General features: G+C 59.3%; 16 protein-coding genes. 12 read left to right on the top strand and 4 right to left on the bottom strand.

Annotated features, from left to right (window positions below):
• The first annotated feature begins 878 nt into the window (after positions 1-878).
• Complete coding sequence (locus AC1DDG_RS15445) at positions 879-4385, top strand: AAA domain-containing protein (RefSeq protein WP_476876737.1); 3507 nt, start codon at positions 879-881, stop codon at positions 4383-4385.
• Positions 4385-9946 carry an ATP-binding protein gene (locus AC1DDG_RS15440; RefSeq protein WP_476876736.1) on the top strand — a complete coding sequence of 1854 codons (5562 nt, stop codon included), beginning with the start codon at positions 4385-4387 and terminating at the stop codon, positions 9944-9946. The genes AC1DDG_RS15445 and AC1DDG_RS15440 overlap by 1 nt, the downstream gene beginning before the upstream one ends.
• Positions 9947-9972: 26 nt before the next feature.
• On the opposite strand, the gene AC1DDG_RS15435 is transcribed toward AC1DDG_RS15440, so the two are convergent.
• Positions 9973-11079, bottom strand: a complete 1107-nt coding sequence (locus tag AC1DDG_RS15435) for a response regulator transcription factor (RefSeq protein ID WP_476876735.1) — start codon at positions 11077-11079, stop codon at positions 9973-9975.
• Positions 11080-11884: 805 nt separating this feature from the next.
• Here AC1DDG_RS15435 and AC1DDG_RS15430 point away from each other — a divergent pair.
• The 4 genes from AC1DDG_RS15430 (at position 11885) to AC1DDG_RS15415 (ending at position 15774) form a co-directional block, all read left to right on the top strand.
• Positions 11885-12073 carry a hypothetical protein gene (locus AC1DDG_RS15430; RefSeq protein ID WP_476876734.1) on the top strand — a complete coding sequence of 63 codons (189 nt, stop codon included), beginning with the start codon at positions 11885-11887 and terminating at the stop codon, positions 12071-12073.
• 273 nt (positions 12074-12346) lie between these two features.
• The gene (locus AC1DDG_RS15425; RefSeq protein WP_476876733.1) at positions 12347-13807 is read left to right on the top strand and encodes a hypothetical protein; all 1461 of its coding nucleotides are present in this window, start codon (positions 12347-12349) and stop codon (positions 13805-13807) included.
• Complete coding sequence (locus tag AC1DDG_RS15420; RefSeq protein WP_476876732.1) at positions 13804-14574, top strand: hypothetical protein; 771 nt, start codon at positions 13804-13806, stop codon at positions 14572-14574. The genes AC1DDG_RS15425 and AC1DDG_RS15420 overlap by 4 nt, the downstream gene beginning before the upstream one ends.
• 12 nt (positions 14575-14586) lie before the next feature.
• On the top strand, positions 14587-15774 hold the full coding sequence (locus tag AC1DDG_RS15415; protein WP_476876731.1) for an OmpA family protein: 1188 nt from the start codon (positions 14587-14589) through the stop codon (positions 15772-15774).
• Between the two features lie 776 nt (positions 15775-16550).
• Here AC1DDG_RS15415 and AC1DDG_RS15410 read toward each other — a convergent pair.
• On the bottom strand, positions 16551-17495 hold the full coding sequence (locus tag AC1DDG_RS15410) for a quinone oxidoreductase family protein (protein WP_476876730.1): 945 nt from the start codon (positions 17493-17495) through the stop codon (positions 16551-16553).
• Between the two features lie 275 nt (positions 17496-17770).
• On the opposite strand from AC1DDG_RS15410, the gene AC1DDG_RS15405 reads away from it, so the two are divergent.
• The 6 genes from AC1DDG_RS15405 (at position 17771) to catC (ending at position 23055) form a co-directional block, all read left to right on the top strand.
• A complete protein-coding gene (locus AC1DDG_RS15405) occupies positions 17771-18748 on the top strand; it encodes an ABC transporter substrate-binding protein (RefSeq protein WP_181762655.1) in 978 nt (325 codons plus the stop codon).
• Positions 18749-18762: 14 nt separating this feature from the next.
• Positions 18763-19581, top strand: a complete 819-nt coding sequence (locus tag AC1DDG_RS15400; protein ID WP_142061349.1) for an ABC transporter ATP-binding protein — start codon at positions 18763-18765, stop codon at positions 19579-19581.
• Positions 19578-20393, top strand: coding sequence for an ABC transporter permease (locus AC1DDG_RS15395; protein WP_476876729.1), 816 nt, complete (start codon positions 19578-19580; stop codon positions 20391-20393). The genes AC1DDG_RS15400 and AC1DDG_RS15395 overlap by 4 nt, the downstream gene beginning before the upstream one ends.
• A 225-nt stretch (positions 20394-20618) precedes the next feature.
• Positions 20619-21467: a catechol 1,2-dioxygenase gene (catA, locus tag AC1DDG_RS15390; RefSeq protein WP_441860040.1), complete on the top strand. Its 849-nt coding sequence runs from the start codon at positions 20619-20621 to the stop codon at positions 21465-21467.
• Between the two features lie 189 nt (positions 21468-21656).
• Positions 21657-22760 carry a mandelate racemase/muconate lactonizing enzyme family protein gene (locus AC1DDG_RS15385; protein ID WP_142061223.1) on the top strand — a complete coding sequence of 368 codons (1104 nt, stop codon included), beginning with the start codon at positions 21657-21659 and terminating at the stop codon, positions 22758-22760.
• Between the two features lie 16 nt (positions 22761-22776).
• Positions 22777-23055 (top strand): muconolactone Delta-isomerase, encoded by a 279-nt coding sequence (gene catC, locus AC1DDG_RS15380; protein WP_142061347.1) that lies wholly within the window; start codon positions 22777-22779, stop codon positions 23053-23055.
• Between the two features lie 1098 nt (positions 23056-24153).
• Here catC and AC1DDG_RS15375 read toward each other — a convergent pair.
• Both AC1DDG_RS15375 and AC1DDG_RS15370 read right to left on the bottom strand, forming a co-directional pair.
• On the bottom strand, positions 24154-24678 hold the full coding sequence (locus AC1DDG_RS15375) for a glutathione peroxidase (RefSeq protein ID WP_476876728.1): 525 nt from the start codon (positions 24676-24678) through the stop codon (positions 24154-24156).
• A 254-nt stretch (positions 24679-24932) separates the two neighbouring features.
• On the bottom strand, positions 24933-26138 hold the full coding sequence (locus tag AC1DDG_RS15370) for a flavin reductase (protein WP_476876727.1): 1206 nt from the start codon (positions 26136-26138) through the stop codon (positions 24933-24935).
• Positions 26139-26142: the final 4 nt, after the last annotated feature.

The raw sequence follows: 26142 nt of genomic DNA, 5'->3' as shown, positions 1-26142 counted from the left end.
TGTCCGGGCGCAATTGCCGAAGCGCCCTCCCCCTTCTTGCCGGTATTCCGTTCCCCTCCCGCAGCGGGGAGAGACGACGCCGCTGGCGGGTCTCCGTCAGCCCTTCGGTAGAGGCTGACGGCCGTCCCGGCGGCCCAGCCCGGGCTCCGGCCTAGGACTGGGCGAAGAGCCGCCGATGAACCGGGCCGAAAACATCCGAATGACGCAGTGGATAGGCCCCATCTGGTGGTCCGATGGAGCGAACCCGCCCATCCCGACACATACTGTCGCCCTGACCAGCGTCCTGAACCCCGCTTCAGCCCCTGACGGGCGGTCGTCCTGCCGCTGCACCCTAAAAGGGGTCAGGGGTTTCCAATGCAGAGAGGATCTCGACGGGGTCTCCGGCCCAGGAACATCCGCCCCAGGGACTTCCCGTCTATCTAAACCCTTATGACCGAACCTCCGGGTCATGTTGTCGATGACGCCCGCGGCGGGGCGTGGCCGGCTTCCCTGACCTTGACTTCCTGTCCCGGCGTCAGCGTGTGCCAGCGTTCTATGAGGCTCACCAAGGTCGCCCCATTGCGCACCTGCTTGTCGAGGGTGCCTTACACTCTGATGCTCTTTGCCATTGATGATCTTGGACAGTGCGATCCGAGTGCCCTCCTCGACCCACAAAATTCCTTCTACAACCGCGACATCGAAGAACAACCAAAGAAAGCAACTCGCCGGTGGTTCCCTGACGTGAGAACTCTCGACTTGGAGCCGATTCAGCACAGGCCCGACTCCCTCCCGCAATGGTTCCATTTCCAGACGGGCGAGGATAGGGTGCGAGTTGGGTGAGATTTCCCGAGGTTCTCCGTCCAGGAGGTGAAGGTTCAGTCAGCAGATGGGGGAGAGCCTTGAGTCAAGAACTCGCGGATGAATACGTTGATGCGCTTATAGGAGCGCCTGCGATGCCCGGGGGGAAATCACGGCGCCGATGGAAGAGGCTGACAGCTGAGGGGGACGACGCTGCACTGGTTCCGGATATCTTGTACCGCTACGAGCTTCTCGATCCGGCCAATGAAGTGGTGACCCTAAATCTCTATCTAGGAGTGGGCGGTGTGGGTGGCCTGCTCTGGGAGCAGGAGGTACGGACACTTGAGCGGATTGCAGGGCTTGACCATAGGGCACTGCCGCGGTTTGTGGATGGAGGGCGCATCGAGGGAATCGACGGTGACGCCGGAGCTGCGTTTGTCCGCATGTACCGTGAGGGCAGCCCCATGTCCCAACATGAGAATCGCCTACTCCTGCGCGCGAATCGCGGGGAAGCCCTGGAGCACCTTTGGTACCTATCTGACGCCCTTTCTACCCTCCACGACGCGAAAATATCCCACCAAGGCCTGTGGCCGGGCGCGCTCTCCATGAAGAGCACAGACGCCAAAATTGGCAATATAAGTCTGGCCCGATTCGAGATGAGCGCTCTTCTAGCGAACATGTTCCGGATGCGGGGATCTACAGTCCACCTCGCACAATTGCGAAGCCTGTATCTGAGAGAGGATCCCTCGTCGCGAATCTACATGCCTCCCGAAAGGTGCAAGTTTGTTTTTGATCTCCCTAACGGAACCTTGGGAGGACCGAAAGGAGACATATTCTCACTCGGCATGGTTGCGGCGGACTGGCTCCTCGGGATAGGGGACACTTCCGCGCCGGTCGAAACCATCGCGGATGTAAGAACAATTCAAAATGATGTTCGGATAGCTCTGGTGCGGCGCTCGAACGAACTGCCCGGACAATTTGCCCAGACTCTACTGCGAATGCTTGACGAGGAGCCGGCTGCCCGCCCGACCGCCTACGAAGTAGTCCGATCCATTTCGGCGGAATTCTCTGACGCACGCGCGATTTTATCGGGAGAAATGCCCGACGTTCCCTATCTGGTCGGCGTTATGCGAGACGAGACAGATCAGACCCTCCTTAAATGGAAATTTGTGGAACATTCGGCGCTCACCGATGATGGCCTGGACGAGCTCACCGAGCGGGTCGAATTGGACATGCGTGGAGCTGAAATCCTTCATTCACCGACGGGTGCGGAAGGCTTCGCCGGCGGAAGCGTCGAAAAACTGCGTCGCGCGAAGACCGTAATCATTGGACGTGAAATTACCTGGTTTTGTGAGCGCTTGCGGGTCGGAAGCAGCGAGTTCAATGAAATGATGATTGTTAAATTTGTGCGGAAGTCGTCAGATATAAGCGCAATGATCAACCGGCTGCGGGTGGGCGCCCTCGTTGATAAAGTGCCAATGGTCGATGTCGAACCCATGCCAAAGGACATCGATGTTGCCCGTCACTTGTGCAGAGGTAGGCCCGATTGGCAGGTTTTAGTCAAACCATCCGGGGCTTCCGACTCATGGTCTGAGGCGGAGCGTGATTATCTAGGGACCCTCGAATGGTATCTCCAGTATCAACGGGCGCTTCTCGATTCCCGAACTTATGCGTATGTACTTGATCCCGGCCGTGCGGGCACTGCGACAGTCACCCTTCGTTGGAATATGGAAGACGATTATGGTCGGAAACTGACCAGTAACGAACTTCTGAGCGGTAAATCGATTCATGACACCCGGCGTCCTGATTTAGCTTCATTTGTCCGAGACGCAGACGAGAGTATCCAATATGGCAGCGTACGGCTCTTTGAGTACGGCGAAATGTCCTTCGGGAATCGTGGTCATGTCTATGAAGTTGTGGATGTGTTCGATCCAGATACCGTAGTTTTAGCGCTTCAGGGGAAGCCCCTTCCAGCCGAACGTGGTTGGCTTCGGCTGGAAGGTGATTCCGGTACCGAGACCCAGATCGCGAGGCAGAAGGAGGCGGTGAGGGAGCTAGCCACTAACCGCACTCTCCTTCGCCAACTCATTGAACCCAAGGCAGTGCTAAATCGACTAGCACAGAGCCCTGAACCTGCAATTTCTGTTCTCCAAGGCGAAGGCCGGGAGGCTGTGCACGACATCCTTATTCATGATTCCCTCTTCGCGCTTCAAGGACCACCGGGAACGGGAAAGACGGAGGTGACTTCAGAAGCGGTGTTTCAATTTGTCAAAGACGATCCCGGCGCTCGTGTGCTCGTGTCGGCTCAGTCGCATGACGCGCTAGAAAATTTGGCGATCCGCATCTGTAAGAAGCTTGGAATCATCCCTTCATCAGGTTCGGAAGGCGCCCTGCAGATGGACACGCTTGCCTTGCGCATCCAGACCTCCCGTGCTGACCGTAACCCTCATCCGGAACTAGCCGTTCTCACACCATCCAGCATGGCCGATCGCGTCATTGCCCATAGCGTTGCCAGAGCACAAGATTGGCTCCGTACTGGCAGAGCAGAACGACCCAGCCTCGTTCCCGTCGTTCAGGACTGGATCGCCCGGGTCAGGTCCGCTCACCCTGAAATCTCCCGCAGGGTGAGGAGTGCGGCCAACATCGTATTCGCCACTACAGGGGTGGCTACCCGGGAGAGACTAAACGCGGACGTTTCCGACGAACCTTTCGACTGGGTTGTAGTCGAGGAAGCAGGGCGGGCTTGGCCTACCGAGCTTGCGTTACCGCTCGTGAGGGGTGTGCGGTGGACACTTGTCGGGGATCACGCGCAGATCGGAGCGTATCGGCGAGGTGACGTTGAGCGGTTCCTCATGGATCTGGAAAACTACGAGGAGCCACAACTCCAGGCGATGTTTGACGCGAGGGAACGGCATATCCGTAACTTCAGTACCTTCGCGCGCTTGTTCGACGGCACGCTTGCCGGCGCTGCAGTCCGTTCCCTGACAGAGCAATACCGAATGGATGAGGCGGTTTCCTCCATAGTTGGAGACGTCTTCTATTCCGCGAGCGGCGGGCTAAGGGCGCTACGCGCGAGAGCCGCGCACCCGCTCAAGGAACCGGCGCAGTTGCGGGGACAGCGGCTGGTGTGGGTCGATACTGGTAGGGCTGAGCGTTCGGTTGGATTCTGGGCCAACGAGTACGAAGCTGTGCTCTGTTCAAACATTGTCCGAATGATGAGCCCTTTCCCTGGAGGATCTCAGGGACCCAGCCTCGCAGTGCTCACGCCTTACAAGGGCCAGGTCAAGGTTCTTCAGGGCCGTCTACCAGAGCTCGTTGAACGGATCCACACGGTTGATGGGTTCCAGGGCCGCGAAGCCGATATTGTTTTGGCTTCCCTCGTGCGGGACCGACTGCGCCCCGGGGCCACCGCTGTCCAAACCGTCGGGCACGTCTCCTCGCCCGAAAGAATCAATGTAATGCTTAGCCGGGCACGAGAAATGGTCGTTATTGTCGGCCGTCTGGATGTATATGAGAATGCGGCGGGTCCTGAATGGGCCGCCATAGTCCAGAGATTCCGCGCGGATGGCGCGGTATTTTCCGCGGCCGAGTTTATCAGCGAGGAATAATGGCTTTCGAAATTTGGGCACAGGCTGACATCGTGACGGTGCGGCTATTGTTGGCGCCGCTGAACCGGGCCGGGAACATTGAGCGTACGATTCTGCGGGCAATTGGAAAGGGGGCCGCGACCCCCAATGACCTGGCTGACATCTTTGGATTGGCCCATCGTCTGGTAATCGACATTCTTGCCGATCTTTGGAAGGCCGGCTGGATCAGCGTTCAAATGGGCACTGACACCGAGTCTCTTGCCCTAACGGATGATGGACGGAAAGAGCTTGAGTCGGCAGGCGAGGACGGAACCGCGGCCAGCTTTATCCGGGGGACGGAAGAACTCGTCCTCGAGCGCCTGACGGGCAGAGTGCTCCCTCCCACGCGAAGCCGCAGCAGCCCCAGGGATCGATCTGCTGTCGTACCGATTGGGCCCGAAGACCGACATCCTTTGAGCGTGTCCTCGGCAGAACTGGCCGAGGCCCTTTCGGATGTGCTTGAACAGCAGAACCGGAGTGACGCTTATCAGGGGCGGAACCTGCGTGTTGTGGAAGCTCATCTCGAGCCCGAGTTCCTACACGTGGTATCCCGGCGGAGATATGTTCCAATCAGGATTGATGCGCACCTGTCGGCTACGGGCGAACTTACTGTCGCCGTTGTGGACGCGGCATTATCCGTCCGCGACCGGACTACGGCTACTACCAGGTTGCAAAGGATTCTAGACGAACTGCCGAGGTCTGAGTTTGCCGTTCGGGTCAAGTCCCAGGCAACACGCGCGCCGCTCGAGGACCGCGGCATAACCAAGGTCGTTGCTGAACTGGAACGCACAGTGGCCGGCATGGCAACGTGCGCTCCGAGCCTGCGCCAAAGGGCACACGACCGTGCCTTCGACTTGACTTCTCAGGTGCTTAACTACGCTCAGTGGCTCGCCAGACAGGAGATGGACCTAACCCTCCTCAGCTCTCTCGAAGATCACAGACGCTCGTTGACCACGCTGATGGAATCGGCAACCCGGCAGATCGTACTTGCAGTGCCGTGGGTCACGGCAGCCGGGCTTCAGTATTTCAGGAAGCCGATCCTTGGCGCCCTCGAACGAGGCGTCCAAGTAATACTTCTCTGGGGTATTGAAGGAGGCCATCAGAATCTAGAACAAAGTGTGATCAACTGGCTCGATTCAATGGTTGCCCATATCAATCGGGCCGGGCTGCCCGGACGATTACTTTTCAGCAGGCGCAGGGGTGCTCGCAGCCACGCCAAGGTTGCGGTAGCCGATGACCGGCAGATGCTAGTTACGAGCAAGAATTTCTTGTCGACGACGGACTACACCGAACTGGGAGTACTCCTTGCGGCACCAAAAATTGCGGAGAACAGCGACACCGAAGCTGCTGCTCCCGCGATAGAGGCAGCTTTGGCCTATTTGCACTACAAGATGCCCGAGCCGATTCTGGCTAACAGCCTAAACCGGATCCGAGGTGCATTCGGGCCACGTGTCGAACCTGAGAGAGCCCAGCTGCAGCTGCCCGCGTGGAGGGAGGTGCTCGGCGAAAACAACGCTCTCGATGCTCAGGTAAATGCCTGGGCACTAGGCTGGATCGACGCTGTCCAAGTGGCCCGGACTAAATTATCGAGCCGGCGTCCCTCCGTGGAAATCGTGACAGACCTCCAACATCGCGGCATTCTCCAAGGCGCCCTCCAAAAAGCTGCTTCCCGGGTTCTTGTAACTTCACACGGGCTCAGTGACAGTGCACTGACAGGAGAGATCGTCGAATTGGCCCTCGCCCGTGCGGAGAAGGGCCTGCAGATGTCCATGCGCTATTGGGAGGTCAGGGGAGACGGGAGGAGTCGGATCGATGAGCTGAGTAGGAAAGACGGATCGTCACCACCCTCGGTAGATGTCCAGTTCAACGGGATGATGCATGCGAAGGTCGTTTCGCATGATGACACGGTTTTGTTGGGCTCATTCAATCCGCTCTCCGTGGACGCAGGTCTCCGGAATCGCCGTTCCACCGGAGAAATGGGCGTCAAAGTAGACTCAGCGTGGTTTGCGGATTCCGTGTGGCGCGCGCTGACCGGCATCGATCCAATTCGTACACGCGACGACGTCCAGGTTCCGCAGCTTATGCCGGCTATGCCTGCTCTCGCCCAGAACCTCTTGGAGGCAGTCGAGGCCAGGTCCTTTGACGCCATCAGGACCATGGTTGCTCAAAATGGCACCACCCAAGTCGCCGAAGCGTGTAGCCGATTTGGTCTCCCTCGAGAGGTGTTGCGCTCCACAGGAGCTGTGGGACTTTCCGAGAGCCTTGCTGCGGGAAAAGTAGATGTCGAGAGCGGAAAGATTCTCCTGAATTGCATGTTGGAAGACGGAAACTGGGGAGCCGCATGTTTGATCCGAAGCTTCATTCCGGACTCGAACATGCCTCCGCGACTAGAGTTCACTTCTGCGCTTGCGGAGGGCGGCCCCGGAGGACAAGCAATCTTGGCCGGGCTTACCAGCAGCGATGACCTCCGGCCCGAGGAGGTCCAAGCCCTTCGAGTAGTAGACCTGGTGGCCGCGGTTCTCGGCGATATTGACAGCGGATCTACCGATCTCTCGCTGGATGGCGAGATCCTTAGGGTGCTCGATCCGCTCGTGGCTGAATTCGATTCTGTCGCGACCCTTTATTGGCAGAGTTATGGGCCGCTTCCCCGAGTCCTTCCGGTCGAACTTCAGAAAGTGCCTCTGTATGGTGGCGAAGACCTTTGGGAGTCAGCCGAAGCCGCCGTATTGGGATTGCAGCATTACCCGTCGAATTCCGCGTCAGGAACGGCTCTCCAGCAATACATTTTCGGGACGGAGGGCGAGATGACGCAGCTGCTAAAGGCGCTTGCCGGCAGGGACATCGGGGCGGTGGAAGCCTGGCGCGGAGAATTCGTACAGAACGGCAACGACGACAAGTGGTTAGATGAGTCCGCCCGGAAAGCCGGTCTTCAGAAGAAAATCGATGCTAGCCGCCGGAAGTCCTTCCTCCGTCACCATCGCCGCATCAGTGAGGCGACAGAACGATTGATCGCCAAAGGTTACACATTCCAATCCCGCGAACCCCGGCCGGCTTGGTCCCCAGATCAACTTGATCTTTTCAGGCGCATAATCCTTGTTGCCGAGTCAATCCGGACCAAGGCGGAGGTCGCGCCCAATCCCGAGAGCGTTGTCGTCTCCGCCGAGATCACTCGGTTGCTTGGTTGGGCCGAGGAGGGGACCAGTAACACCCCAGTCCGAAGCTGGAAGAGCTGGCCATTCGTGACGGCATACTTCTGTACTACGCGTCACGCGGATAATCCTTCGCCAGTTGACCTTTTGAAAGCCGTCTGCGAGGACATCGTAAAGGACCGAACGGCGTACGAGGCGGTTCTTGAAATAGCGCGAGAGGGTGACTTCATCCAAGCGCAGCGAACCGCCGAGCTCACGGAGAGACTCGAACTCCTTGAAGCAGCCTCCCTTGATGTCCTCGATCGCCAGATAAGGGAGTACCAAGTCGAAGCTCAGGTCCGAGTGGACGAGGCAGTGGAAGAACTGAGGCTACTTTGTGAACGTGCAGATGTCGATTCCAACTTGGTCGGCGTCCGAAGCATTCAAGTAGAAGAGAAATCTGACGATGCAGAGCTTGCTTTAAAAGCCATGCGGGACGCAGTGGCCAGCGCAATCGGTGTCCTGTCTGCTTCCTTGCTCGAACGACTTAACAATATGCGCGCGGATCTCGCACCAGATTGGGCCGCATACATAGAGTCGATAATCGCCCTAGGAGAATTGCGACTGGCCGAGCTTGCCCTTGAGAATCATGACGGACAGCAGCAGCTACCGCGGCCGACGACATTCGCCCGCTGGTCCTGGCGAACTGCAGAGGTCCAGGAGATGGCAAGGTGGTTCGATCCCGCTCAGCCCGCTCCTGCCGGGCTGAGGGCCAGGTTCGCGCCTGACCCGTCCGACTCAGCGGGGCAGGGCGTGGTCAAAGCATTACAGTTGCTGGGAAGTGACGACCGTAATGGAGCTGGACTATGGGTTGCAGCCCTCCAGCGCATGGTTGACGAGGTTGACGATGGGTATCGTCCCGAGGTCGTCCGGGACGGGGACGGACTTGTGGCTGAATTCCTGATGCCTTCCAACAACCATCTTCCGCGCCTTCGCTGGATGGGAGGGGAGCCAGTCCGGATGAGCGTGGGCGAGCGTCGACTTCCGGGCACGTTGCTGCGCCTGTCACTGAGCAACTCCAAGGAAGGCGCTAGCGGTCCCGTGATAACTGTCCCTGACGTCCTCTCGTTGCTCCGGAAGTCTAACGGCGGCGAGCAACCCAAGGCTTCCGACCGCGCCCTTCAATTTCTTTGCCTGGTTTGCTCGAGGCTTCCGCTCGAAGAGGTAATCGCCCCGCGCGATACTCCGGCGGGACGGACTGAGGCTAGCCGCCGTAGGCTTGCCTGGTTGATGGCGGTCTTGGGCATGGCTCCCCAGCCGGTTGATCTCGATAGGATCCGTTTGCGAGCGGGAGGTCATCCCGGAGTGCTCTGGACGCTCATTGACGCTGCCCGAGCTGACGACCCAATCGACGGGATCAGTGCGCTCTGGGCTAGGAAGGACATGGATGACCTCCTGGTGCGAGGCATTGCACGAGATCTGGACCGAGAGGAAGACCTGTTAGTCCTCGGCCTCGGACTTTCCAACGACTACTTTGGGGTTGGCTGCACGACAGCAGAACTATGGATGGCGGTGGGCGACCTGTGGGCTGAGCGCGGGGGGCGCCTGCCCTCGGAGCGCGTCCGCGTTTCAGAAGCTGTGGAGCGCTTGAAGGAAAGCGGCTACGTCGTTGAAACCGAAGGCGAACTACACGTCTGCGACTGCTCGGCCTTGCGTGCTTTGGCCCGAACGGCTACGCCGGCTTGGCTCTCATCGCTTGTGGACAGGGTCGACGCCACAGATTCGGTAGAGGCGCGTGCCTTCGAAACCATACTGACGATGATCCGTCATCAGCAGCAGGCGGCCAATGCTGTCCTGAGCGAGGCTTCGAATCGTGAGGAAGCCTGGAAACGGACCAGAATGTATCTGGCCGAAGACTCGCCATTTGAACTGGGCCGATTGTGTCAAGAAGTAGTGAGTGACTTCAGGGGGCGGCAGAAGACTGCCGATATTATTCTGAGCGATCAAGACGACCTAACCCGTCAGAATGAGGAACTTTGGGTAAACGCTGCCGGACCCCGGATTTGGCTATATTGCCTCCTACACGAGTTGATCACAAATGCCTTGGCTGCCACGGCGGGTCTTCGGGAAGGAGAAGGCACGATCAAGCTCGAAATCAACCCCAGCGCTGAGCGGGATTCCGTCTCGCTCACCGTCAGTAACGATGGTCAGCCGATGCCGATCGAGGTCGTTGAACGATTCAACAACGGAGGATGGCATCGGGACGCGGCCCGCCCCGACCGGGGAACGGGGTTACACACCTACCGTGTATTCGGGAAAAAACACAACGTAAATATGGCAGTCAAGGTCGAGGGAAACCTGACTTCTGTCACCTGCACCATGCCCCTTGGAGCTACCGGACCTTCAAATCCGTGAACGAAAAGAGCACTAGGGCGGATAGCCTACACAAAGTCACCAGCCCAGCGACCCTTGAAGACATGCCGCCCACGCTGGGCCTTTGCCAAGTTATTCTCTGCCGCCGCCTTCCTTAATGATTCAGCATCCTCCTCCATCTGACTGACTTCCCTGATGTTCCCGGCCCTTGCCTCCAGACGTTTGCGGGCAACCCGTCGCGCTCTTATGCTCCATATTTCGATCTGCCTGCAGGCCAGTTCAGCTGGAGACTGCTCCATGAGCGCACCGATCTGCCTTACTAATCCTGTTAAGTCGGCTTCAGGACCGTCGCCCCCGTCCTTGTAAATTAACCTCGCGAGACCGAGGGAAGATTCCCAGTCTCCCAACCCGTCGTCGCCTGGGGGCTTCATCGTCATCATGAGCATCGGGATGCCAAGCGCCTTCCGGTTGAGGTCCTCGACAATCTCCTCACCGCCGCGATCTCCGTAGTCAGCACTGAGGTGCCGGTCGATAACGAACAAGTCGAACTCCTTGAGCTGCTCTAAACTCAGACGGCCGTATTCGTCGAGGTTGTGCGCCACCTTGCATTCGTGACGGTGACGGAGGCGCTCGGCGAGGAGCCCCCCGATCTGATCATCTACGATAAGCAACCGTTGACCGATCGACTGGAGCTTGGCTCTGAGGTCCTTGAGCTTCGCGTACATTTCCGGTGCGGGGGTTGTCAGCTTTTTGAACGTCGGGGGGCCGCCTGCCCACAGTGCGCGCGCGGTTCGCATCGACTCAATAGACCTGCTGCCGTGAAACCCCAAGGGCACATCAAATTCACTCTCGGCGCGGTCGATGAACTCTAGAGCGTCGACTGTGACGTCGGCCAAGTCGATCCAGTATCCTGTTCCCCTTTCAGACTTAATGGGGAGGCTTGCATATTTGCGTAACCGCTCCAGGCGCTTTTTGAGAGCACCGCTGCTCGTGCTCAGGCCCGTACCGTCAGAAAGTCTCGTTGAAGAAACTGTCGTTGATTTCACCCTCGATGCCCAAACAAGGGTCAAGGTCAGCCATCGGTCCTGTTCATCCGTAATCTCGATGGGCTGTCTGCCACGCTGGTCCTCGGGAGCATGTACCGTAATGGTTCCGGCGAGAATCTCTATCCTCATGCTGCCTCCTCTATCCACCGCCCGTGAATCTGGTTTTTCTGATGCACGGACTCAGCCAAAATAGCCTCTGTCGACAATGCCTGAACGCTTCCCCTGCGCCTAGTACCTGTTTGGACCTCAGGGCTTCGATTCCCTAATGGCTCCGCCGGATGCCTCTTTTACAAGCGGACGAAACTTCCCGGGATGCTCAGTACCAAGTTCAAAAAAGCGTTCGCATCGTCCTCACAATATGGGACTTGCTACCGCCGAGAACTGTAACGCCGGCGTGAAGCTTCTCAAAGGATCTGCCAGTCACATCTCGTTGCCCGGCATCCGTGACGGAAGGCACTGCTTTTGTCACCGTTCTCCTTGTGTGCCGTCACCGGGCTCGCCTTAGTTTCTTGTCTAAGTCAAGAACGGCGGCAGCGAGAGGTGACGAAATGAGCAGCATCTACCAGTTCGAGCTTCTGGATTCATTGGACGTTGTTGTCGGCGGGGGCTGGATTCTGGCCCCCAGTCCATCCGCGGCTCTCCGGTCGGCTGAGCTGCTTCTTGGAGGGACATCGAACGTCCGTCTCGCTTCGGGGGCTCGTCATGAGTGACCTCATGAGCCGGCAGCCCTTGGCCAATGCGACTCATCTTTTGCGGCCGTTTCAGATGTCACGAGGAGGCATCCGAGGACCGCCTGAGGTCACCAAGACGATTCTCTGCGGCTTCACGCTCTTGTGCACGGATGGTGTGGGGCTCGAATCACCATTTGGCCCGTCCGGCGTCAGGGCTTACGCACTGGCACAGGGCTCTATTCAGGAGGAAGGAGGTGAAAGCAATGGCCATGTTGCCGCCATACCAGCAGCAGCCGGCTGAAGTCCGCCGCGCGGAGGAAGCCGCGCTGAAGCGGGCTCAGGAGTACCGGAAGCACCAGCAGGAGCAGGAGCGCCGTCGTCGTGAGGAGCGCGAGCGGGCTCTGATCGCGGAGTCCCGCCGCAAGGCGAGCGAAACCAGTAAGAAGCGCTAACGAGCAACTGGGGTACCGGCTAAGGCGGGTACCCCAGCCACTCGGCGAGATGAAGAGGCACCAGGACGTCGTCCGAAGCTCGGCAGGCAACTAGGGAACCAGGTTCGAAGAATCTCGAAACGTCTGACCCTCATGTGCTCGGCGAGCAGTGGGCGTCGTTGTGGCGGCGTTGGATGAAAGCCCCGGCGGCGACCACCGATCCATCAAGAACGGCCTCGGCCAGCACCGCCGGCCCGGCTTTGGTACGCCCACTAGAGCATTAAGGAGAACAACGTGCGTTTCAAGTTTCCCACTTCGCAGGCGAAACCGCCCCTCAAGCCGTCACCAAACGTCTCGACGTTCCGCAACGGCGCCTATAACACTGGCATCTCCGAGCAGGACATCGAAAACAAAGCAATCGAGGACGGCCAGACCGGCATTCTCGATCCCGCAGCCGTTGGGGTGAACTCGCACCCACACGCGATTGACGCACTCGTGCACGGTCATGACGCTGCCACCGGCGTGATTGGGTTCGACACCCGCGATGAGCTCCAGGCGGTCGACGCCCTTTTGGAGAAGGAATTGCTCAACTTCGAGTCCGCTGAGGCCGCCGCACTCAAGGCGAACAGCAACTACGAGTCGGCCGAGCGTCAGCGCATTCTCCAGTCGCGTCGCATGCGGGTGACCGGTCTGCCGATCCCCTCAAAAAAAGCGGGCGTCATCCTCATCGCCGCCATGATCGGGCTGTTCGTCGGAGACTGGGGTCTCATCACTCTCGGTTACCAGATCCTCGGGCTTTCAGACCATCCATGGATTCCCGGGATCGCCTTCACCGATGACCTCCACCTGGCCGCGTTTTCCTCCGTATTCGCTTTGGTCGTCCTGGGCGAAGCCGTCGGCGAGCGTCTCCGCCTCATCGAGTACGCCTTTGAGAACCGCCGCCAGGCTGATGTAGCCGAGCGCGAAAGGCTTCCAAAGCCTGCCGTGTTCGACGTCTTTTGGCTCACGGTCTGCCTCCTCGGCGCCCTCGCCGGCCTGGCTGCCCTCAGCTACATCCGTTCGGAGTATCTCAAAGCCCTCGGAACCGACACCGGCGGCCTCGCCTTCTTCGGCATCCAACTCACCATCCTGCTAGCGGCCATCGCCCTCGGTTTCGCCTACGCCAACCCCGAGGCGAAGCGCTGGCGGAGCATCGATAAGACGGCCAACGCCGCCGAGAAGGAGCAGACCACGACGACGGACACTTACACCGCATCGGGGAGCCGAATCAATGCTTTGATCGACGAGCACGACGCAACCGTCGCCAAGAGCGGACATCACATCGGCACTAACGCGGCCAATGTCGGCGTCCAGACCTCCGCCTACAAGCGCCGTTACCTCCTCTCCCAACCGGAGCCCGCGCAAGAGTCGTTGTTCGGTGAACACAAAGTTCCCAAGCAATACTCCGACGAGGAGCTCCTTGCCCAGGTCACCGGGATCAGACCGATTGCAGCGTTCAGCAAGGTGTCGACCACCAAGGTCATGGACGCACGAGAGACGACCCGCATTAATCTCGACAAGCTCAGAGCCCGCATCGACCAGTTCGAGATCAACAAGCTCGACTTGCCGCAGCTCGACGAGGATCCAGACCTCACCAAGTCGGCTACGGCGGAGAAGTCTACCGAGGCCACGGCCACCCCGCTGCGGCCCGTGAGGGAGACTTCGCCCGTCAACGAAACCGAAGAGGACGATGACATTGCCGAGGAGACCGCGTGAGCAGGGGGATCGGGTGCCGCCCTGTGGGCAGCACCCCTCGTCTTGAGATGGTCCGCCCCGCGACCAGCGGCGTCCACATCCCTGGACCGCCTCGACAGACCGGTGTTGCTCAGCCCATCGCACTCCCCGCCCTCTCGGGAGCAGACCCAGCCGAAATCCGAACTCGTGTGCGCCACCTGCACTTCGAGACTGCCCCCGATTGGAGCGGCTCCACCTTCAGTGTCTGGGGCGGGGACCCAAACGACGTTATCGGCGCCGTAACCATCTCCGTCTTCCTGTGGTTGCGACGGTACGGCGGCGGCACAGCGGGTGTCGTCCCTTGGGGGACCACCCCCGCTACCCACTTGGCCGTCGGTCCGCTGTCGGTTAAGAAAAACCTCCGGCCGCTCAAGGCAGCCATCCGCAACCGCGTCAACCTCGGCGGTAACGACCTCCCCGCGGCACTACGCCTCTCGGCAAGTCGGACCTCCGGGCTTCCCACTGGCACGGTCCCCTTCTACTGGATCCCGACGGACGGCATCGAGAGCGTGACCTCCTCCACGCACGATGCCGTAAACGCCCTTCCGCCCGGGTCGGTCCATCTCATCCTCATCGACCCCCTCCGCGGCTGCAACCCCGAGATGGAGGACGACTGGCGCTCCGTGCCATTCGGGTCGGTCACCCGTATCGACCAGCTGTCCGTGAAGAACGTCGCCACCACAATCGCGGAGCTCTGCGCCGCCGCCATCGGTTTGCATCTTGGAATTGCAACACCCCACACCGTCTGAAAGAAGGAAATAATGCACACCTACAGCTTGCGTGCCGCCATTGCCATCGGTGTCGTCATCCTGTCTCTCTCGCTCGCGGCGTGCGGAAACGCCGACAACGAGTCTGGAGCCAGCACTGCCAGGGCCAGCACCTTGAACTGCCAGCTCCCGCAACCGACAATCAAGTCCGACACTCCGACGATCGCCATCCTGGGTGCGGAAGGTGCGGCGCTCCAGCCCTACGCCCAAGACACCGACGTCGTCATCAGCACCGCCAAGACCACCAAAGCCCGCGTCATCGTCAATGGAGTATCCGGCGGCTCTGAGGCCCTGAACCTCCTCAGCAACGTCATTTTGGAGGGCGAGGGCGATAATAACCTCGCCCGCACCAAGGACCTAAACTGCAAAGCAGCAAAGGTCGGCGAGGCTCTAGATACCCTTGAACGAGGCAAGACTGCGGAACGCCTGAACGTCTTCGACGCGCTGAACGCCCTCTCGGGAACTCTGTCTGGGAACCCTTCCAAGCAGCCCGTTGACGTGGTGCTTCTGACGCCCCTGGTCGCCCAAGGTGGCGGCATCAGCCTTACGGACTCCAAGACGCTAGCCGATCCCGTCAGCGCGATCAACACCCTAGCCGCCAAGGGCCTCATCCCGCGATGCGAAAACTGGCGCATCTATGGCGTCTCTCCCTCTACCGGTCTCAGTGACCAGATGGCGGCCCAGCTCAAGGAATTCTGGATCCGCTACACCCGAAAATGCGGTGGGACGCTCGTTGCCTGGACGGACCATCTTGCGACGTTCCCGGCCACCAACTCCATCGTTTCGGCCGACACCAGCCAAATCACGGTAGAGCGCACTGCCAAGGAGATCACCGGAACGCTCGGCTCCGATGTCCTCTTCGGCGCCTACAGCGCGACCCTGCTCGACTCGGCGGAGCCGGCCCTCGCGGAACTGCTGGATCTGATCACTAAATACCCCGGGACGATCGTAATCACCGGGTACGTAAACCCGGTCGATCGCGCCGACCCCGAGATGAATCGGACTCTGAGCCTGCAGCGGGCCACCGCTGTTAGGGACTGGCTCATCGCTCACGGCGTGGATGACAAGCGCATGACCGTCATCGGGCAGGGAGCTGCGGACCCCGTCTACCCCAGGCCAACGACCGACGCCCAAGGGGCCGCGAACCGTCGAGTAGTGGCTGTCATTCACTCGGAAACCTGAGGGTTTGGCTCGCGGAACAGAAGATCGAGTGAAGAGAGCAACTGACGCTGGTGCTGCTATCGCCACAGGGCCAGCTACCTAAAACACCGCGCATACGAACAGGGGAAACCACCAGGTGGTGGTGGGGTCCCCTGTTCGTATTTCCTGTTAGCAGGCGCTCGATCTATCAGGTTGGGACCTAGGAACTCTATGCGTTGTTGTCAGCAAAGCAGAAAAGGGACCCTACTCTGGTGGGTTTTGGTGGGCTGCCTGACGCCAGGTTGGGGTGTAGGTCAGCCATACGCCGCTGTAGTGCTGCCGCCCTCACCATCGAATGCTCAGCCGCGAAACGCCGGAGGCATCACATCAAAGCGGGACGGGTAGATTCTGAAACCCCGGCTTAACAGGTGGGCTGGCGGGAGCTACATCGAATCGCTGTTTCCCCACGGAGAGGCCGCACTGCAGGAGTTGCGCTAACTGTCTTCGTCATACCAGCCAGCCCATGCTGACGATGTCAACGTGACCCTACTGCGTGAGAGTTCCTTCTCCCAAGCCGCGAAGTCCAAAGTCTGCTGATCGAACAAGAGGGCAAGGTATTTTGGTAGGTCCAAGATGGCTTACTTCCTTTCAAGTTATGGGCCCTACGCATAGCGGCGTCGGACGTAACCGGCGGTGCGGTCATTGAGAACAGTCGAAAAGGTCCAAAGAATCTGGACGAATGATTCCGCATGGGGCAGGCGACCTGTGGCTCCTCCGAGGGTAAGTACTGGTACCGGGCCTGGCAGGCCGGCCCATGGTTAAAAGCGGATTACAGCCCGTCCACGAATTTCCCTGCTCATGAGCAGGTGGAGTGCGTCTGCTGTCTGTTCGAACGGGAACTCGGTGAAATCGACGCGGATAGTTCCATCGGCGATCTTGGGTAACAGCTGCGCTATGACTTCCTTGGCGCGTGCTTGCTTGCTTATCAGACTCAGGGGCACGATGCTGACGTCAGTGAGTAACCAGTTTGGTAGATCGATAGTGAATTTCGCGCCGGCTGTGTATCCCACGCAAATTGCCCTTCCTCCTGTCCTTACCCATTTGATTCGTTGGCTTAGGTTGGAGCCGCCGATAGTGTCTAAGAGCAGGTCGGCCGGTCGTTCGGCTGCGAGAAGGGCGGACGCTGCCGCATCATCTGCTGTTATCCCACGTACGCCGTCGGGCAGGTGCGCCAGACGTGAGGACCGTGAGACGAGTGCGATCACGTTTGCGCCCGCTTGAAGCGCGAGTTGGACGGCCATTGAGCCCACGGCTCCGGTAGCGCCAGAAATGATGACGGTCTGGCCGTTTTTGAGGCTTCCGAGGTCGTGCAGGGCGATGTAAGCAGTTGCAGTCGGGACAAAGAAGGTCGCCGCGACGCTCGGATTTACACGAATTCTGAGTGGAGTCAGCGCAGCGTCAGGAACAGCGGCCCGTTCGCGCCAGGTGCCGTTACGGTCCACGCCTATCGTTCCGTCCCGGAGAATTACTTGAGTCCCGGGCTCGAACGTGTCCGATTCAAGCACAGTCCCTGATCCCTCCACGCCTGGGACATAGGGCAGTGGCGGCTGCAGGGTGAACTCGCCGGTTGCCACGGTGATGTCAAGGTGGCCTACCGCTGCAGCATCAATTTGGACGAGAGTCTCGCCGGGAAGACGGTGCGGTTCGGCAACATCGCTAATGAGGGGGGGAGTGTTCCACTCGTGAATCAGGGCGGCGCGCATGGAAAAGCCTCTCACGCTAGGACTAAGGGTTCTCATAGCCTGCATCGTCCGACTGAAGGATTGGGCGCCTCGGTTCGTTGAGCGGACCCGCCATCTCCGGGTGACTGCCACCAGCCGCCTCTGAGTGGTTATCCCCGTCACAAAAGGCTCCGGCCCAGCTGTTTGGTCCGCTCAGCGAACCTGTGTGTTGAGTTCAACAGGGATCGAGGAGGACCTTGATTCCTATGCCCCGCTCAGGTCAGCGCTGGGCTGGCCCAGACAAAGGAATTGAACCCATGCAGACACGTCATCGTTGGGTGCTAAAGATGCTCTTTGGTGCTCTTGCCATATTTTTGCTTGCCGGGTGCGCCAGTGGTGCGGATGGGGCTAGCTCTGGCACATCCGGCTCGACCAACCAAATTACTATCGGCGTAGGTGCCGATGCCACTTATGGGCAGTTTTTTGTAGCGGATGCCCAGGGGCTCTTCAAGAAGGCCGGCCTGAACGTCAAGATCAGGAAATTCGCCGCTGGCGGCGACGCGATCCAAGCAATTGCCGGCAAAGAGGTCCAGCTCGCGGGCTCCAGTCCGACGACGCTTCTTTCGGTTGCAGCGGAAAACCCGGATCTGCGCGCCCCATTTGTTTACTTGGATTCAGGTTCCTACACGAAGGTAGTCGCACGGCCGGCCATCAAAGCGGCCGCTGACATCAAGACCTTCGGCGTAGTTCCAGGGTTGAGTACTTTTCTCGCCCACGCTTATCTGCAATCTGAAGGCATCGATCCCGCGAATATTAAGTTCGTTTCCAGCGACCCGGCGACCCTTCCCAGCCTCGCCCAGAAAGGCGATGTGGACGCGTTCGTGCTTTGGGAGCCCTGGCCTAGCCGAGGAGTCGCGATGGGGCTGACAGTCCTGAAGGACAGCGGATCCTTTGGTCAGCCGATCATGCAGGTCATGGCAGGCAGCCAGGGGTGGATTGACCAGAATGCAACCGAAGTGGTAACGATCGCGAAGGTCCTGCAACAGGCTTCGGACTTCATTCGGAGCGAACCTGAAAAGGCCTCTGCTGCTATTGCTAAAGCGACCGGGGGCGATAAAAACCAGAGCGAAAAGGATATGGCGATTGTGAACTATGGCGCCCGAGCTTACAAAGAATCAGATTACAGCGCCGTAGCACAGCAGGCCGACTTCTTCGTCAAGGCCGGAACCTTGAAACAAGCACCAGCGTTGAAGACAATCTTCATCCCGTCCTGGTATTCGGAAAATGTGAAGTGATTGAGGTCAGTATGATGCCCGAAACAGAAACCCTTCCGACGAAGGCAGGAGCGGCCCTTGCCGCCGAAGGAGTCCAACTAGGCTTCGGAAACTTCATGGTGGTTGATGGCGTTGATTTTGCCGCGGCGCCCGGCGAGTTTATCTGCCTTCTCGGTCCAAGTGGGTGTGGGAAGTCGACGCTCATTACCGCTGTGGCCGGTTTTGACAAGATCAAGGGTGGTTCCCTCCTCATTGACGGCCAACCGGTTAATGGACCGAGCCCGGAAACGGGCATGGTCTTTCAGGGGACCGAGGCGCTATTCGACTGGCTCACCATCCGGCAGAATGTCGAGTACGGCGCCAAGATGCGGGGCGTGGCTTCTTCGGAACGGCGTCGAATATCAGAGCGGCACCTTGAGTTGGTGGGTTTGACGGGAGCCTCGGATAAATTTCCTTCGCAGCTTTCCGGAGGGATGCGCCAAAGAGCGCAGATCGCCCGGGTCCTCGCCAACGAACCACGAGTGGTCCTTATGGACGAACCTTTCGGCGCGTTGGACGCCCAAACGCGTCACATTATGCAGACCGAATTGGATCGGATATGGCAGCAAAGCGGTTGCACCATAGTTTTCGTCACGCACGATATTGACGAGGCAATTTTACTCGCCGACCGGATCCTGGTTATGTCTGCGGGACCGAAAGCGAAAATCAAGTCCAGCTATGAGGTGGATCTTCCCCGCCCGAGGGACGAGACCTCGGCAGGGGCAATCGAGTTGCACAAGAAGCTCCGTTCAGATATTGGCGAAGAAGTGCGAGCAGCGCTCCGCAACCAGGGGCTCGCTAAGGAGAATTCATGACGCAGGTACAGGTGGCCCAACGGGCTACGCCGCCGATCGCACGACCGAGTGCGCGGTATGGTTTTCAATTTCGCAAGCTTGCAATCCCTTGTATGTCTATCTTGGCCGGGTTGGTCATTTGGCAACTTCTGTCTCTGCAGTTCGGGCCGGCTCTGGTTGCTTCCCCCGTCAAGACGGCAGAAGCAGCTTTGGAGCTCCTGACTGATGGGACGCTCTGGGGGGCAATCACCGCTTCAAGCTATCGGATTATCCTCGGATGGCTGCTCGGCGTTGCCGTTGGCGCACCGTTGGGGCTGCTTATGGGACGTGTGAGAATAATTCGCGAATTCGCCGAGCCTTATATTGAGTTCTTTCGCTTTATCCCTCCGATCGCGTTCGTGACGCTTGCCGTCGTTTGGTTCGGTCTCGGCGACATATCTCAGATTCTCCTGATTTTCTATACTTCCGTATTCGTTGTGGTTATTAATACAATGGCTGGCGCAGTAGCAACGGATGGGACGAAGCTCCGGGCGGCAGCCAGTTTGGGTGCAAGCCGTTTCCAGACGCTTTATTCCATTGTCCTTCCGTCCGCTGTTCCGCATATCGTCACGGGCGCGCGCCTGGCACTGGGAAACAGCTTCCTGACCATCGTTTCCGCTGAAATGGTCGCTGCTGATCAAGGGCTCGGCGTCCTGATATGGACCTCCCGCAACTACGGCCGTATCGATTGGACATTTGTCGGCATCATCACTCTGGGAGTCCTGGGATTCTTCTTCGACCGTGCCCTGCGGTTGCTGGTCAATCCTCTCGCGAAGTATAAGGCAAAGATCTAATCGCTGCACCAGTCCGCTTGTGTTTGGCTGCAAATCAAGTCAGTCGGCGCTGCGGGACCGGCATTTCGTGGTGTTCCTATCCAAGTAATCCCGTCCCGCGTGCTGAATAAACCGCGCAGGTATGCCAGCGCGCAAAATGTCAGATCTATCCTCTATCCGCCGCCAGAATTGAGTTGGCGGGCATCGAAAAAGGCACGCCGAGCGTGCAGCGACAAAGGAGTCAACATGACGACCGAAACCCAAGCGACCGCAGCAGCTTCGGGAGCTGGAGCAACCGCGCGCTTCAGAGAAAATAAGAAGTTCGCGGCTGACGCAAGCCAAGAACGCGTTGCTACTCTCGCAGGGCGCGTCATTAAAGCGATTAATGAAACGGTCCTTGAAGAAAGAGTGAGCTACGACGAATACAACGCATTCAAGGCTTGGCTTATCCAGGTGGGGGAAGACGGCGAGTGGCCGCTGTTCTTGGATGTCTGGGTCGAGCATTCGGTGGAGGAAGTAGCCAACGCCAATCGCCACGGCTCGAAGGGCACTATCGAGGGTCCCTACTACATTCCCAACGCGCCGACCCTGCGCACACCGGCAACCCTTCCGATGCGAGAAGATGAGCCGGGCACCGCGCTGTTGTTGCAGGGACAGGTGCGTAATACGGCCGGCGAACCGCTCCTTGGTGCCCTGATCGAGCTGTGGCATGCCGATGACCGCGGCTTCTACTCCCAGTTCGCCCCCGGCCTGCCGGAGTGGAACCTTCGCGGCTCTATCGTTGCGGATGAACAGGGCAACTTTCAGATCAGCACTGTGCAGCCAGCGCCCTACCAGATTCCCACCGACGGCGCCTGCGGAGCACTCATCTCAGCAGCGGGCTGGCATGCGTGGCGCCCAGCCCACCTCCACGTCAAGGTTTCGGCGCCGGGACACCAGCTCATCACCACACAGCTGTACTTCCCGGGTGATCAACATGTTGATGACGACATCGCTTCGGCCGTAAAGCCCGAGCTGATCCTTGTCCCGACGGAACGCGCTGGAGGAAACGGCCGCGAAGTGACCTACGACTTCATCCTCGACCCTGAGGACTGATAGACAGGGAAGACCAAAACGCTCCTGACAAGGTGAAGCCTCCTCGCGAGGCTTCACCTTGTCGTACCCGCCAAACGGAACTTCTTTGGCGCCCGCGAATGTGGTTTCCCCAAGACGCCGATCCCGCGGTGCACCCGTTTCCGCCTGCCAGGGTCCACATCTGTTGCCTGATGAAAGGCTTCCTGAACGATGAAGATCGCATCCATTGAGGCGATACCCTACTCAATCCCGTACCTCCAACCGCTGCACTTCGCATCCGGTTCCGTGCACGAGGCAGACCATGTCCTGATCCGGCTGCGCACGGACGACGGGGCAGTGGGCACCGCGGACACGCCGCCGCGCCCCTACACGTACGGTGAAACGCAAAAATCGATTGTTGCCATCGTGGAAGACGTTTTCGCCCCTCAGCTGGTCGGCGTGGACATTTTCGACCGCGAGAAGATGCAGACAACACTTCACCGGACGGTCCACAACCAGACAGCCAAGGGCGCCGTTGATATCGCGGTCTGGGACGCTATCGGCAAAACGCTTGGACAGCCCGTGACGAAACTCCTGGGCGGCTACTCCGACTCGTTGCGGGTTTCTCACATGCTCGGCTTCAAACCAGCGGAGGAACTGCTGGCATTGGCCTTGGAATTTCGTGGGACATATGGCATCAACACATTCAAGCTTAAAACCGGACGCAACCCGCTCCACCTTGACATCGAAGCCGCCCGAGTCCTTAGGGAAGGGCTCGGCGCGGACGCCGAGCTCTACATGGACGCCAACCGCGGCTGGTCCGCCAACGAGGCGGCCGAGGTATTGCGGCGCACGGCCGATCTGGGCCTGCAGTTCCTCGAGGAACCTGACGACGCCCGCGAAGTGCTGGGCCGCCGCCGCCTGGTGGAAAATGCGCCCATTCCCATCGCTGCTGATGAATCCGCTGCCAACCTCGGTGAAGCAGCGCGGGAAATCCTGACCGGCGGCGCAAACCTCCTGGCAGTGAAGACAGCGCGCTCCGGTTTTACGGAGGCCGCCAAAATCGTCGGGATGGCTGAGGGCATGGGTATCGATGTCTACATTGGGAACCAGATCGACACCCAAGTGGGTACGGTCGCGTCCGTTGCCTTCGGCGCAGCCTTCGCACATACGGCAAAACGCGCAGCAGAACTGTCCAACTACCTGGACATGTCCGACGATCTTCTGGCCGAGCCGTTGGCCATCACCGGCGGACGCATCCGCGTTCCCGAGGAACCGGGCGTAGGCACTGCCATTGACGAGGACAAGCTGGACCATTACCGCACTGACCGCTAACCATTGGGAGGACACCATGAAGTACCTAGTCCACATGGACGTCAAACTGCCCGAGAACCTGGCGCCGGCCGAAGCCGCCGAAGTTAAGGCCCGGGAAAAGGCCTATTCCCAGGATCTGCAGCGCACCGGCAAGTGGCCGGAAATCTGGCGCGTAGTGGGGGAGTACGCCAACTACTCCATCTTCGACGTCGATTCGAACGATGAACTCCACGAGGTCCTGCAAAATCTTCCGCTGTTCCCCTATATGGACATCACGGTGGTGCCGCTCGCAAAGCACCCATCGGACGTCAAATAGGCCGGAGTCTACCTGCATCAGTCAGGTTAGGCCTGGCCGAAGTGAGGCAGCCAGATCACCCCGAAAGCGGATTTCCTTTTCCGGTATAGCAGCGGCTCCCTCAGTTATCTGTCTGCCGACCAGAGCTCGGCAGCAGCCACGTACCCCGACTCTTGCCGGACGGTCGCTCCCCGCTCGTCGTCGCCGGTGCGGTAAACCTTCACGCAACTGTCTGTTGCATGCCTTGGACGCCCTGCCGAGTTGGAGAAACCTTCTAAACCCGTGGTTCCCGCATAGAGATCCGGGACCGCTCCGTCGCCTACTGCACATACAAACGAATGGGATTCACCCTGATAGAGGGGCCACACTTTGGCGGATTCGGTCCCGGAGACGGAAACCAGGGTGCCCTTGGCACCACCGGGGAGAACGACGGCACGAAGACGGTTTGCAGATCGATGCGGGGTCGTTCACCCACAACAGCCGGTGTCCATTACCGCACCTCCGCCCACATCGCCATCCAGCCGAATGTTGCCCGGCTTCACGAGGAAGTAGTGGATGCTGGAGTCCCGACCCCCGCCATGTCGCCACGAACACACGGATCACATCGAGTAGACGCTGGGTGAACGAATGAAGCCGGTAGTGGGAGCGGACAAACGCGAGTGACCGTTGGCATTGGCGCCTCTGTGCGGGATCTGCGTCTTGGCCTTGGCAGGGTCCTGGAATGGTGATGGGCCCTGTTCTGACGCTCTTTGGGTCCGGATCTAACACCACGTAGGGGGAGCTGGCCGAGCCGACAATTTATACAGCGCGGGAGAACCCGATGCAGCCGGGGTCCCCGATTGTTTTTGCTTTTACTACAGCTGCTCATCGTTGACCCCGGCCGGTACCGGTTCATTACCCACGTGATTGCTTGACGAGTTTCCTAACGGACTGTTTTGCCTGCGTTTTGGGAGCCCTCCCAGTGCTGCTGCTGGGCCCATCCACTCCACAGTTTCAGGCCGGCGTGAGAAGGGGGGGCGTAGCCCGTGCCCGGGGAACCTTTACCCGTTCCAAGTGAGGCCTTCGTAGAGGCTCATAATGGAACGCCGCGAGTCTCGCCGCCGGATGCGGGTTCTTTCCTCAAGAGCTATAGGAGCCTGCACTGGGGTTCTGCCCTGGCTCGTTCAACGCGGCCCGGACAGCTTCGATGATCTCGGGGGAATCCGGCGGCACAGCGGAGGCAAAACGTGCCGCGACGGCCCCGTCGCGAGTGACCAGAAACTTCTCAAAGTTCCATTGCACCTGCTCCGGGAGTCCAGTGGACCGGAATTTTGTCAGCTCAGCATAGAGCGGGTGCTGATTCCCGCCATGGACATCGGCCTTGGTGGTCAGCGGAAACGTCACACCGAAGTTGCGTTCGCAGAATTCGGCGATTTCGGTGTCGGCGGCTGGTTCCTGCCCGGCAAACTGGTTACAAGGAACTCCAAGGACAGTGAAGCCCTGCTCCCGGAACTTGTTGTGCAGCGCCTCCATCCCGGCGTACTGCGGGGTGAAACCACACCGGGAGGCGACGTTTACCACCAGCACCACCTCGCCCTTGAAGCGGCCGAAATCAGTGGCCGATCCGTCGATGAGGGTCAGGGGAATGGAGTGCAGAGCGGTCATGGTGCTTCCTCGCAAATCGTTCGTCTGAAAGTGGAGTGAAGGTCTGTGGCCACCACGTCCACATGGCGTTGAGCAGCTCCGGCAACCCGCGCATGGGAAGGAGCGGGGTGTGGGCAGGTAAGTATTCGTTTACGCAGGAGCACGATGACCCCGAAACCTGCCCAGCACTAGCGACTGCTACTTGACTCCAAGGCCTAGTGGAAAGCCGCCGTATTGGTGCGGACCGGGGCCTATGCTTGTGCGGTTCATTGCCTTTAGGGCAACTGGATAGAGTAATCGCTAGGGGCGCGCCCGCCGATCTTATCCGTTAGCCGGGCCGCGCAATCAAGGGTGCGCGATACGATTTCCCGGAAGCGTTCCCTGGTGGCGCCAGGTCCGAATCCGCTCACCACGATTTCGAAGGCCACGCATTGGTCTTGTCCAAAGACTGGTACCTGGATCAGGGTTGCATGGGCTGCATGTTCGGGGTGCCGGCAGTATTCCTCATAGGCGGACACGAGGGAATCCCAAACGGGCGAAAGCGTGCCCCAGTCGCCTTTAGCTGACGAAAAGGCTGCGCTGAATTGCTCACTTCTCGTATGTCCAAAGGAAATTGCATAGCCGTTTTTCCGCACGAGCGTCAGGATTTCCTCGATCAGCGCCGCATCTACCCGCCCTCTCAGATGTCGGGAGCCTTCGGTCCACGTGCGGTGCAGTGCGGGCGTTGACCAGGCCGCGAAGCCGGGATCGATTGGAGCGACGAAGGGAAAGTAAGTGCCGACGTACGGTGATCGGCTATCAGATGCCGTCAGCACGACCACAGTGTCCTGAACTACCGTTGAGATGGAGCACTCCAGTCCCAAGCTGTGAGATAACTCCTCAACCTCATCCCCGAGGCTTGTCGCGAGGCGCAACTGGCCGCCCAGGTTGTCGAGGTTGAAATCCTGCCGGGGGATCGTGAATGAACCATACCCGCCGTTGAGGAAGACCAATGGCAGTCCACCTGTTCGAGGACCCAGCCCGAAGTCCATTACCTCGCCAAGAACCATCACGTGGTCACCGGCAGGGTGGATGTTGTGGACGGTGGCGTCAAACCAGGCAACAGCGTCCTTCAGCCTGGGGATGCCGCCCTCGTCGAATTCCCACTCCTCGCCGGCGAAACGGTCATTGGGTGCCGCGCGGAAAAATGCGCGGCACAGCTCTTCATGTCCAGCCCCGAGGACCGACGCGCGGAAGCGACCAGCACTCTCAATTTTGGCATAGGTAAATGAGGTTTTTTGAGGCAGGAAACCGACCAGAGGAGGATCTTCGGAGACCGACGTAAACGTCCCGACAATCATCCCGACTGGTTGTCCGGCCTCATCGACCGTTGTGATGATCGTGACGCCGGTGGGGTACTTTCCGAGAACCTGACGCCACTGCGACTTCCGCTCCGGGTGATCCCTTGGAGGAGTATCTGTCCGCTCTTTCTGGCTGCGCATTCTG

The organism is Arthrobacter sp. 10L430 (assembly GCF_056395245.1).
This window is presented reverse-complemented; position numbering and strand designations above follow the sequence as displayed.

Coding starts and splice junctions, on each gene's coding strand:
- AC1DDG_RS15435 (WP_476876735.1), bottom strand. CDS start 11,079: ATGAGGATAGAGATTCTCGCCGGAACCATTACGGTACATGCTCCCGAG.
- AC1DDG_RS15385 (WP_142061223.1), top strand. CDS start 21,657: ATGAAGATCGCATCCATTGAGGCGATACCCTACTCAATCCCGTACCTC.
- AC1DDG_RS15440 (WP_476876736.1), top strand. CDS start 4,385: ATGGCTTTCGAAATTTGGGCACAGGCTGACATCGTGACGGTGCGGCTA.
- AC1DDG_RS15395 (WP_476876729.1), top strand. CDS start 19,578: ATGACGCAGGTACAGGTGGCCCAACGGGCTACGCCGCCGATCGCACGA.
- AC1DDG_RS15430 (WP_476876734.1), top strand. CDS start 11,885: ATGGCCATGTTGCCGCCATACCAGCAGCAGCCGGCTGAAGTCCGCCGC.
- AC1DDG_RS15375 (WP_476876728.1), bottom strand. CDS start 24,678: ATGACCGCTCTGCACTCCATTCCCCTGACCCTCATCGACGGATCGGCC.
- AC1DDG_RS15410 (WP_476876730.1), bottom strand. CDS start 17,495: ATGCGCGCCGCCCTGATTCACGAGTGGAACACTCCCCCCCTCATTAGC.
- AC1DDG_RS15415 (WP_476876731.1), top strand. CDS start 14,587: ATGCACACCTACAGCTTGCGTGCCGCCATTGCCATCGGTGTCGTCATC.
- catA (WP_441860040.1), top strand. CDS start 20,619: ATGACGACCGAAACCCAAGCGACCGCAGCAGCTTCGGGAGCTGGAGCA.
- catC (WP_142061347.1), top strand. CDS start 22,777: ATGAAGTACCTAGTCCACATGGACGTCAAACTGCCCGAGAACCTGGCG.
- AC1DDG_RS15370 (WP_476876727.1), bottom strand. CDS start 26,138: ATGCGCAGCCAGAAAGAGCGGACAGATACTCCTCCAAGGGATCACCCG.
- AC1DDG_RS15405 (WP_181762655.1), top strand. CDS start 17,771: ATGCAGACACGTCATCGTTGGGTGCTAAAGATGCTCTTTGGTGCTCTT.
- AC1DDG_RS15400 (WP_142061349.1), top strand. CDS start 18,763: ATGCCCGAAACAGAAACCCTTCCGACGAAGGCAGGAGCGGCCCTTGCC.